Source organism: Spirochaetota bacterium, from assembly GCA_040756435.1.
In the GTDB taxonomy this organism is placed as follows: domain Bacteria; phylum Spirochaetota; class UBA4802; order UBA4802; family UB4802; genus UBA4802.
Genome location: JBFLZD010000022.1, coordinates 17424 through 28556 on the forward strand (window position 1 = coordinate 17424; position 11133 = coordinate 28556).

Consider the following 11133-nt stretch of genomic DNA (forward strand, 5'->3'; position numbering starts at 1 on the left):
TTATCATATCTTTTGACATACCCGTAATTTTGCACTGCGCGAACGTGGGTTTTGCCTGGTTTCGGACTCTTTAGGCTGTAGCGGTTTTTTTGTCAACACAGTAACAAGAGGATTGGCAGGGCACCTGCATAACAATCCGTCATTATCACAGCTACACCCTTTGGCCCATCGCCTGAATCTGTCCTTCACAATACGGTCTTCCAGTGAATGAAATGATATGGCAATAATTCTCCCACCAGGTTTAACATACCCCAGTGCACATTTTAGCGATTCATTAATAGCCGACAGCTCATCATTAATAAAAATTCGTAATGCTTGAAAAACCCTTGTAGCAGGATGAATATATTTAACCCTGTACTGTTTTGGGATTGCCTGCACCACGATGTTTGCCAGTTGCTCTGTTGTTTCAATAGCTTCTTCAGTTCGCATCTTTACAATCTTGCGGGCAATACGGCGCGACCAGCGTTCCTGCCCATAGGTGCTAAAAATTTGCGTTAATTCATTTTCACTAAAATTATTCACCACATCATATGCAGTAAGCGTTACCGAATTATCAAGGCGCATATCCAGCTTTTCCTTCGTTTTAAATGCAAAACCCCTATTGCTGCCATCAAAATGGAACGAAGAAATCCCAAAGTCATATAAAAACGCAGCTATTGAATTTTCCATCCCTTTGCAATGAAGCCAGAGATTTTTAAAATTATCATTTATTAACACTACTCTATTCCCATACGGTGAAAGCCTTTTATGAGCTATTGCTAATATTTCTCTGTCCCGTTCAAAGCCATACAGCTTCAGCCTATCCCATGTTTTAAGGATTAATTCCGAATGCCCACCCTCACCAACTGTGCAATCTACCACAACAGATGTTTCTATCCCCTCAATGCCAGAAAGAAACGTCAGCACTTCCTGAGGCATAACCGGGGTGTGATAGTATTGTGTACCTTCTTCCATATTATGTCACATTACATTATAGTTCATTCTTAAAATCCCAGATCATGAGCAAACTGATTTAATGCTTCCCCATCAGGTTTGTATTGCTGATAAATTTCAGCGCTCCAAATTTCAATACGGTTATACAAACCTAACATGACAACATCTTTCTTGATCTGTGCATACTCAAGTAAATAATCAGGGATTAAGATTCTTCCCTGTTTGTCCAGTTCACATTCCGTTGCACCACCCAGTAAGAACCTGATACGCATTCTATTCATGGGGTCAGCTTGCGAAAGGGGGATAAGCTTAGTTTCCACAAATTCCTTCCAGTCAACTTCCCTGAAAGCCATAACACATTTATCAAAACCATGCGTTATGATTAATTTGTGTATTATGTTGTCTTCGCCAAACGCTTTACGCAGCTTTATGGGTATTGCAACGCGGCATTTTTCGTCAAGCGTAGGGCGGTATTCACCCATAAACATAGTATACTATACTTTCCCCTTACCTTTCTATTATTCTACACTAATCCCCACTTTTTACCACTTATAGACACAATGTGACATAATTGTCAAGAAAAAAATGAAAATTTATATATCCACTAATTGTTTCAATTATGTTACAATGTGATTAAACATATGTTAAATAAAAGGTTAATAATCGCCTGATTTTAACCAAACATTGACCACTTGAGCACCTACCTGCTACTCTATACATAGAACCAGTACTGGAATGCAGAATGTGTGAGCATGATAACAAAATCCACAACTGCACAATTTAATCAAATGGTAAGGAGGTTTTATGAAATTAATTATCGCAATCATCCGTCCTGAAAAATTAGCGGATGTTAAAAAGGAGTTAAATGAAGCCAGTATTAATTTAATGACAGTAATCAACTCAATTGGCTCAGGCAGGCAGAAGGGCTACCCGGAAACCTACCGTGGCGTAAAACATGAAATACGCCTTTTGAAAAAAATAGAGCTTCAGATTGCTGTCAATGACGATTACGTTGAACCCACCATAAAAGCAATAACCCGCGGGGCAAAGACTGGCAATATTGGTGATGGGAAAATTTTTGTCATACCTATTGAAGAATGTGTTCGTATCCGCACTGGTGAACGCGGCTCACGAGCAATAGGTTAAATAATACTAAAGGAGGCAAACAATGGAAAACTACATAGCAAATATTGATTGGGCACTGGTTATTTCAATAGCTATCATTGCAATTGCAGCAATTCTTATTTTTATCAAAGTCAATCTTAAAATTTGCGAGCCAAACGAGATTTTGATCTTCTCGGGGCGTAAGCGCAAACTCCCCAGTGGAGAAGTTGTGGGATATCGTGTAATACGTGGGGGTTATGGTCTGCGTGTTCCTCTTTTAGAGCGCGTTTCACGGCTGTCACTTTCAATTATCCCCATCACGCTGGAGATAGAAGGGGCGCTTTCCAATGGTATGATACCATTAAGTATTGTGGCGATAGCTCATGTTAAGATTGCTTCAAAAGAAGGTGGTGGACTGGAAAATGCTGTTGAACGGCTCCTTGGCAAACCTTCATCCGAAGTTGAAACTATTGCTAAGAATACCATCGAAGGTGTTCTGCGTGGTGTTATTGCAACATTCACCCCAGAGGAGGCTAACTACCAGAGGATAGAACTTGAAAAGAAAGTATACGATTTAGCCAAAGATGAGCTAATGAAATTAGGATTTACCCTGGATTCGGTAAAGATTGAGGAAATCAAGGATTCTCAGGGATATCTTGATGCTGTTGGGCGTCAGCGCAATGCTATTGTTAAGCGTGATGCCCGCATTAAAGAAGCTGAAGCCGAAGCAGAAGCAAAAATCGTTGAGTACAATGCCAGAAAAAAAGCAAGTGATGTTGAATTTCAGTCTAGAATTGCTATCGAAGAATATGAAAACAATTTCAGGGAACGCAAGGCATTGCTAAACGAATCAACCTTTCAGAAAGAAGTACGGGCAGAATACGCAAAGAAACTGGCCGAGCTGAAGCATCTTAATGAACTGGAAGAATTAAAGAAGGATGTCAATGCAAAAAAATACACTGCTGAAGTAATAATCCCTGCTGAAGCTGAAAAGAAAGCACAGGAATTAAAAGCCATGGGACAATCATCATATCTTAAAGAACAGGGTATTGCCATGGCTGAAGCAGTAAGCAAGATGCGTGCTGAATGGCAAAATGGTAACACCAAGGAACTGTTTATGCTGCACCTTTTGCCTAACATTGTGGATAGTGTGTCTACAGTGCTCAAGGACAACTTGAAAGTAGAAAAGCTTGTTGTTATGGGTGATGGTGGCATACCCAGGCATGTGGGAGATGTTACTTCTACAGTAGTGTCATTCATAGAGCAAATCAAAACTGCAACAGGGATGGATTTAACCAAGATTTTAGATGAAAAGAAGTCTCTGCCGGTAAAAAAGGAGCTTGAATAAGGAGGTATTTTATGGAAGCTATTTTTGACCCTATCTATCTGGTTAATGGTCATAAGGAGCATACCTCCATTTCAGATATACTTAAGATAATAAAAGAACGTAACATAGAATTTCTGGATCTTAAGTTTACTGACCTGTTTGGCAGGCTTCACCATTATACATTAACTGCTGACAGAGCAGATGAAGAGCTGTTTGCAGTGGGAACAGGTTTTGATGGTTCCTCAATACGAGGATTTCAGTCTATTCATGAAAGTGACATGCTCATGCGCCCTGACCCTAATACTGCGTTTATTGACCCATTCTTTGACCACAGGACAATTTCATTCCTTTGTGATATCATTGATCCGGTAGCTAGAAGGCGGTATACCAAAGACTCGCGGTATATAGGTGAAAAAGCAATTGAATATATTCGCTCTACTGGTATAGCCGATATGGCGTACTTTGGCCCCGAACCTGAATTTTTCATCTTTGACAAAGTACAGTACGAACAAACACAGAACAAAGCATTCTATGAGGTTGACTCATCTGAAGCCAGCTGGAACTCTGCAAAAGGTGAACAAAACTTAGGATATAAGATACCTTATAAGCAGGGATACTTCCCTACTTCACCACATGATCAACTTCATAATCTACGTTCAAAAATGGTGGAGGTACTGCGTTCATGCGGTATTAAGGTCAATCTTCATCACCATGAAGTTGCAACAGCAGGCCAAACTGAGATTGGTCTTGTGGTTGATGAACTTGTACGACAGGCCGATGCGCTGGTAATGTATAAGTATATTATCAAAAACGTAGCACACCGATATAACAAAACCGTTACATTCATGCCAAAGCCTATTTTTATGGATAATGGTTCAGGTATGCACGTCCATGTCAGCTTATGGAAGGAAAACAGGAATATCTTCTATGACTTTGGCAAGTATGCAGATTTAAGTGACTATGCACGGTATTTCATTGGTGGAATTTTTGCTCACATTGAGGCAGTGCTGGCATTTGCAGCCCCTACAACCAATTCATACAGGCGGCTTGTTCCCGGTTATGAGGCACCTATCAATCTGGTTTACTCGGCACGTAACCGTTCAGCTGCAGTGCGAATACCAATGTACAGCACCAGCGAAAAAGCAAAACGCATTGAGTTCAGGTGCCCTGATCCATCAGCCAACCCATATTTAGCATTTGCGGCCATTATCATGGCTGGAATGGATGGCATTGAAAACAGATTAGAGCCACCTGACCCCATTGATGAGGATATCTATGAACTATCGCCCCATGAAAAAAGGAACATACGAAATACGCCTGGAACTTTGAAAGAAGTTATAGATGGCCTTGAGCGTGATTGTTCCTTCCTTTTGAAAGGCGATGTATTCACGGTTGATCTTATTGAAAGCTATATTGCCCACAAGCGATTGCATGAGATAGATCAGATAGCTTTAAGACCCCATCCATGGGAATATGCACTTTACTATGAAATTTAGGAGGAATCTATGAGGTTACTAAAAATATCAGGAATAATTGGCGTAGTGTTGTTATGTGCAAGCTTGCTATTTGCACAGGAAACCAACATTACAACAGCACAGGTTCAGACAGATACAGCAAATATGGTTGTTGCAGATACTCTGTGGGTCCTTTTTGCTGCTTTCCTTGTCTTCTTCATGAACTTAGGATTTGCAATGGTTGAGGCAGGTCTGCAACAGGCAAAAAACGCGGTTAATATATCGGCAAAGAACTTTGTTGTATTTGCTATCGCTTCCATTGCTTTCTGGTTTATTGGCTGGGGCTTAATGTTTGGTGATGGCAACGGTTTTATGGGCTGGAAAGGATTGTTTATGTTGCAAGGGGCAGATAATAGTCCGGCAATTGGCGATAGTTACCGTGGAGTATACTCTGCCATAAGCTGGACCGGTGTACCTCTCTTTGCCAAATTTTTCTTCCAGCTTGTATTCTGTGCAACTGCAGCCACAATAGTATCCGGTGCCGTTGGTGGAAGAATAAAGTTTTTATCCTTTATTGTATTTTCGTTTATCCTGACCAGTATCATTTATCCCATTGCCGGTCACTGGATATGGGGTGGTGGGTGGTTAGCAGAGCGCGGCTTCTGGGATTTTGCCGGTTCAACAGTGGTTCATTCCATTGGAGGATGGGCTGCATTAACAGGGGCACTGGTACTGGGTCCGCGTATAGGTAAATACAACCCTGATGGCAGTGTCAACTCAATCCCCGGGCACAGTCTCCCACTTGCTACGTTAGGTGTGTTTGTTCTGTGGTTTGGCTGGTTTGGATTCAATCCTGGATCAACAATGGCTGCAAATGCTGCTGATATAGGACGAATTGCTGTAACTACCAACTTAGCAGCAGCTGCAGGTACATTAACTGCAACCATAACAGCATGGCTTGCACTGGAAAAGCCTGATTTATCAATGATACTCAATGGTGCATTAGCTGGATTAGTAGCAATCACAGCACCCTGTGCATGGGTAACTCCCGGTGCTTCTATTGTCATCGGTGGAATTGCAGGTATTTTTGTAGTGGTATTTGTTCTTGCCTTTGACCGATGGGGTATTGATGATCCGGTGGGTGCTTTATCAGTCCACCTTGTCAATGGCGTCTGGGGTACGTTAGCGGTGGGACTTTTTGCAGCAGCACCATATGCAGGTGGGAGTGGACAACCGCCTTTAGGCCTGTTTTATGGTGGTGGAATAGGCTCTTTTGCCAATCAGCTTGTTGGCGTGGTTGCAGTTGGCAGTTTTGTTTTTGTGTTAAGCTGGGTTATCTGGGTTATTATTAATGCAACTATGGGTATAAGGGTTACCAGGGAAGAAGAGCTCATTGGGCTTGATATCTCTGAACATGGGATTGAAGGATACCCTGATTTTGAATCATATACCTTAAAGTAAAACAAGCACATGCTATTTATTACAAATAATCCCACGACATCTTCCAAGGCGTGGGATTATTTTTCCATTACGGGATTATCACGTATTACTCAATAATTGCCTGCTATTCCCTTACTTACCTTTCCTGTAATTCCATTGTAATTCTTTTAAAAGGTTTTTTACATCCTGCCAGCTTGTAGTATTCTTTGCTTTTTTAACCCAGGCAGGTTTAATTACTGCCCATGAATCAGAAAACTTCTCAGGGTATATCCAGTCATGAAATTCCAGTATCAGTATCCCCAATTGCTGAGGCGTTTTGGCATTCATAACATCATAATGCCATCCCTGCTGGCGTGCTTTAAAACCCTCCTTAACATCTTCCCAGGGAACATATTGCTCAAAAGTTATAATTTCTTTTTTAATGTCACTTCCATCCTGCTTAACCCTTTGAAGGTAATAATTTTGAAGTTGCTGTAAACTGTTGGCAACGACATCGTATGTAGCTGCATTCTCGGTTGTAACTAACCATTGCGGCTTTACCTTTTCCCATTCGTTACCTAACTTATCTTTTATAATGAAGCCCTGTAATTCAACAAGGAGCTTTCCCAGTTCCTGCGGCGTACCTGCGTTCATTACGTCCTGATGCCATGAGCGCTGCCGCGCTTTGAAACTATCATATACATCCGACCAGGGTACTGATTGTTCAAAAGCAATAATCTTTTGCTTTACCATTTCATTGGCAAAAATTGCATTACCATTAAGAAGAATAATAACTGCAATACAGCACACTACCATCTTTTTATACATGGCTTACCCTCCTTAAAATAAATATTTTATTATCTCATTGACAAATTATATTGTTGTATTATTTTATATTTATATAATGTATTCAACTATTTTTTATCATCACGCTTAAACCGTGCAGTTTAGAAATCATGATTGATTGAAAGAGGTAATTTTATGATAACAATAAAAAAAGATTATCATGTAAAAGACAAATATCTTACAATAGAAATACCTGAAGATTTCAAGGAACAAGAAATTGAAGTAATTATAAGACTTAAACATCCCGTTAAAAAAGAGATACTTTTAAATAAAATAAAAATTGATACAAAAAAATGGAAATTCAGTAGAGAAGAAATCTATGCATAAAAAAGTATTCATTAGAATAATTAATCCATTTAAATAAAAATCTTACCCTCCTTTTACCATCTCTAAATACGAAGTTGTAATAAAATCAGAAAGTCCTAATTTTTCAGCCAGTGCAAAGAGCCTTTTTTCAGCTTCCTCCCGATTATTGCTTATCATCTCCAATTCAACAAAAGTTCCCAGGCCTTTAACATCATCACAGCATATAGTAACCTCATTCAACAAATATACTTCACGTCTTTTCTGAACTCTTCCATATACTATAAACCCTAACTTTTGCAATATCTCCTGCATTGCATCAGCATCATGAATCTGTACCTCTTTTTCAAAACGTGTTTTAGTTTTTCCACCCAGTTTTGGTCCTTTGTAGGTGCAGAAAACCATATCGTTGACTTTTCTAATCCGCAATGCCTCATCGGTTTTTCCAAAATCACGTGATGGATGATTAAAATAGCAATCATCTTCCACCTCGGTAGAAATAAAAGTGCCTCCCAAATCTATAATTATTTTCTTAACGCTATCCAGATCTTCACATTTTGATTTGATCTCAACTTCTAACATTGTGCATTACCATTTATCATTAATGCCGCTTTAGCGGCCCTGCAATTGATATACCATCAGGGCCTAAGAACCTCTTGCGCTGACCGTTAATCAATATATGTATTCCATCTACATTGTCAAATTGTGTAGCAGTATACACAATCTGGTCAAGACGATTAAGCATGATGTTGCCCGCTGCACCTTCCTCAAGCGCTCCATTGAAATTAATAAACGCAATATTATTGATTATTGAAACATCAATTACTTTAAGAGTTGGCGGAATGGCTGTCACATACCCCTTCTTTTCTTCTAATTTTGTTGGGCCCTTTATTAATTCTTCAAGCACAGCTTTTACGGGGACCTTTGCATTGACATCACGCACAACAGGCCGCAGTTCAATTTTATCAGCCTTTTCATTATAGAATAAAAAATAAACTTTTGCCTTAACAATAGCACCTTCATCGTCCTTCTTTTTTTCTTTGTGCGATAGTTCCTGTTCAGGTTTATCTTTGCTATCAAAATCCTTACGGCTATTATCAGCCTTCAAGTTCTTGCTTACATCATTGGTGCTACTATTACTTTTGTTCCCTTCTAAAGCTGTGTCTTTCTTGGGAATTATCTGTTTAATGGTATCAGTCTTTACTGATAACAAAAAAATCAAACCAGCCGCCAATGCCATTATTATCAGCACATAAGGAGCATTGGAAGACGTGGACGAGCGTTTCTTTGAAGAAATATTTTTCTTTGCTGTTGATTTTCTGGTTTTAGCAGAATTTTTTTTTCTCTTTGTAGCCATGGTCCTCAAATAATTTTTTCATCAATAGTATGTAGCACATCCATTTTTTTATAGTACAACCTATTTCAATACCCAGTAACAGCGTTTAGGCGATTCAATGACGCCATCTTTTTTCAGCTTTTCCATTATTTTATCAACTTCCTTTTTATCAAGCCCTGTCATTTTAGCAATTGCACTGGCATTTAAAGGCTCATTTGATTTTTTAAATACATCAATTACTTTTTGTGTATTATCCATACTATACCCTCTCAAAAAGAACGTAAATTGTTGTTTCATTTAATACTATCACTATTGCCACATTTTGTAAAGTATATTTCATATGTTCAAGAAACATTTCACATGTATTATTAATATATTTGTTTTAACGTAAACATAATAAATACTAGGAGCCGTGTCAAAACAAACCGTGTGGATAGCAATGACGCTGATGAAATGTCATTGCGAGCGTAGTGCTTGCACTGAGTGCTTCGACGAGCTCAGCAACCACTTGTCGAAGTGAAGCAATCTCAATGCCGCACAAGATAAGATTGCTTCGTCACTTCGTTCCTCGCAATGACAGGAAGGCAAAGTAATTGCAATAAGGTGTCTTTGGGGACACCCCCTATTTTATACTTTGTTCAAATTTCCACATTTAGGAATAATTAATGTTTTTATTTTGAAAATATCTAATTTACACTATATATTTCAACAAAGGTGTTGATTACAATAATTCAATTCCTTATACATAAGGCAATATTACTATATGACAAAAGCTCAACCATCACATACTATAGAGCAGATAATGGAACAGATACAGACAGGTGACGATAGTATACGCAATAAAGCATTTGAAGAAATACTAGAATACGGAAAAGATGCTATAGTACCTCTTATCACGCTACTTTCACATCCTGATGAGCAGATACGCGACAGTGTAATATGGGCATTATGCCAGATGAAAGAATATGCAGGCCAGGCCCTTGTACAGGAACTATCGAACAAAAACCCAATAATACGTGAATCCGCAGCATTTTGTTTAGGGATTTGCAAAAACCCACTAGCATCAAAAGCATTAATTCCTCTTTTAAAAGATGAAAACGAAAAGGTTAGAGAAACCGCAGCATGGTCACTGGTAAAAATTGGCTTTGAGGATCCGCAAACTATTCAGGACATTGTCAGTTGTTTGTATGATGATAGTATCCTGGTTAAAGATACCGCAAAGTGGATTTTAGAACATATTGGTGAGCCCGCATTTGAACCACTATTGCAACAATTAATGCAATCATCCCGAAACAGCGATGATATTATACCTATCCTTGCAAAAATTGCCTCACCTAAACTTGACACGTTGATTAATCTTCTTACAACTACACGCGACATACAGCAGCTATCATACATCATCCAATTATTAGGCCAATTGCGCGAACCTGATGCCATTACATATCTCATACCTTTTGTCAATCACAGCAACAGGCAGATAATTATAACCACCATTGATGCACTCATTACTATTGGCGAGTTGACTATTGAACCATTGTTTGGAAAGATTAATGATGAAAGCATCTTTCCCATCAATGAGATGATGCCACTGTTTATACGATACAAAAAGTTTTCTGTGCCTAAACTCATAGAAATGATGCAATCACCAAACCCAAGCCTTCGTATTTTTGCAGCACGTTCGTTAGGTGTCATTGAGGACAAACGCGCAATTGAGCATCTTATACAGGGGCTTTCTGACCCTAACCCCCAATTTGTGGAAGCATGTGCACGGGCACTCAGTGCATTCAGTAATAGAATGAGTATTAAGCCATTAACCCAACTCATAATGAATGAAAATTATCCAATTATTAAATCAAGTGCAATCTATGCCCTTTCAAAAAGTATTGATAGCAATACAGCAAACAGTTTGCTAACGTTTTTTCATGATGCCCCACTTATTGTAAAAAAACGCCTGATACAGCTGGCTTCATATTTCCCCTCTGATGAATCAGAAAATCTATTGCAACAGGCACTGGCTATAGACGATGATGATTGCAAGATGCTGGCCATACAGGGATTAAAACATATTGGCACTGAAAAATCTATAGACTGTGTACGAGCAGCAATTATAAATGAAAACCCATTTATAAGTGATGAAGCAAGAACAGCATTAAAAGAAATAATTGAAAGAAAACAGCGCGGAAACATAAAAACACTTGATAATTATGACGATTTTATTTGAATAGTCCCTATCATTACGTTTATATACCATTAATACGTATTGTTAGATCTCGGGGTTAAAATATGCACAGTCATACTGAGATTGAATAAATTATTTAGTCATGTGTAAGATCCTGAATCAATCCTAAAATAAATTCAGGACAGGGTTCAGGATGACTGCACTGAATCAATCCTGAAATAAATTCAGGACA

At 38.9% G+C, this 11133-nt stretch carries 12 protein-coding genes; 6 read left to right on the plus strand and 6 right to left on the minus strand.

Features of this window, described 5'->3' with window-relative positions:
• Window positions 1-3: 3 nt before the first annotated feature.
• Entirely contained in the window at window positions 4-954 is a 951-nt protein-coding gene (rsmH, locus tag AB1444_07865; GenBank protein MEW6526565.1) for a 16S rRNA (cytosine(1402)-N(4))-methyltransferase RsmH, read from the minus strand.
• Window positions 955-983: 29 nt separating this feature from the next.
• Window positions 984-1421: a division/cell wall cluster transcriptional repressor MraZ gene (gene mraZ / locus AB1444_07870; GenBank protein MEW6526566.1), complete on the minus strand. Its 438-nt coding sequence runs from the start codon at window positions 1419-1421 to the stop codon at window positions 984-986.
• A gap of 316 nt (window positions 1422-1737) precedes the next feature.
• Between mraZ and AB1444_07875 the strand changes: the two genes are divergently transcribed.
• From AB1444_07875 to amt, 4 genes are all read left to right on the plus strand, one after another.
• Window positions 1738-2079 (plus strand): P-II family nitrogen regulator, encoded by a 342-nt coding sequence (locus AB1444_07875; GenBank protein MEW6526567.1) that lies wholly within the window; start codon window positions 1738-1740, stop codon window positions 2077-2079.
• A 22-nt stretch (window positions 2080-2101) separates the two neighbouring features.
• Complete coding sequence (locus AB1444_07880; protein ID MEW6526568.1) at window positions 2102-3385, plus strand: SPFH domain-containing protein; 1284 nt, start codon at window positions 2102-2104, stop codon at window positions 3383-3385.
• Window positions 3386-3396: 11 nt separating this feature from the next.
• Complete coding sequence (gene glnA / locus AB1444_07885) at window positions 3397-4860, plus strand: type I glutamate--ammonia ligase (GenBank protein MEW6526569.1); 1464 nt, start codon at window positions 3397-3399, stop codon at window positions 4858-4860.
• A gap of 123 nt (window positions 4861-4983) precedes the next feature.
• Window positions 4984-6279, plus strand: coding sequence for an ammonium transporter (gene amt / locus AB1444_07890; protein MEW6526570.1), 1296 nt, complete (start codon window positions 4984-4986; stop codon window positions 6277-6279).
• Window positions 6280-6390: 111 nt separating this feature from the next.
• Here the strand turns inward: amt and AB1444_07895 are convergent, their stop codons facing one another.
• Window positions 6391-7065, minus strand: coding sequence for a hypothetical protein (locus tag AB1444_07895; GenBank protein ID MEW6526571.1), 675 nt, complete (start codon window positions 7063-7065; stop codon window positions 6391-6393).
• Window positions 7066-7218: 153 nt separating this feature from the next.
• Between AB1444_07895 and AB1444_07900 the strand changes: the two genes are divergently transcribed.
• A complete protein-coding gene (locus AB1444_07900) occupies window positions 7219-7410 on the plus strand; it encodes a hypothetical protein (GenBank protein ID MEW6526572.1) in 192 nt (63 codons plus the stop codon).
• 42 nt (window positions 7411-7452) lie between these two features.
• Here AB1444_07900 and cyaB read toward each other — a convergent pair whose 3' ends face one another.
• From cyaB to AB1444_07915, 3 genes are read right to left on the minus strand one after another with little or no spacing between them, the layout of a single operon-like run.
• The gene (gene cyaB / locus AB1444_07905; protein ID MEW6526573.1) at window positions 7453-7968 is read right to left on the minus strand and encodes a class IV adenylate cyclase; all 516 of its coding nucleotides are present in this window, start codon (window positions 7966-7968) and stop codon (window positions 7453-7455) included.
• A gap of 19 nt (window positions 7969-7987) precedes the next feature.
• Window positions 7988-8743 (minus strand): GerMN domain-containing protein, encoded by a 756-nt coding sequence (locus AB1444_07910; protein ID MEW6526574.1) that lies wholly within the window; start codon window positions 8741-8743, stop codon window positions 7988-7990.
• 60 nt (window positions 8744-8803) lie between these two features.
• Complete coding sequence (locus AB1444_07915) at window positions 8804-8980, minus strand: MarR family transcriptional regulator (GenBank protein ID MEW6526575.1); 177 nt, start codon at window positions 8978-8980, stop codon at window positions 8804-8806.
• Window positions 8981-9485: 505 nt separating this feature from the next.
• On the opposite strand from AB1444_07915, the gene AB1444_07920 reads away from it, so the two are divergent.
• Window positions 9486-10943: a HEAT repeat domain-containing protein gene (locus AB1444_07920; protein ID MEW6526576.1), complete on the plus strand. Its 1458-nt coding sequence runs from the start codon at window positions 9486-9488 to the stop codon at window positions 10941-10943.
• Window positions 10944-11133: the final 190 nt, after the last annotated feature.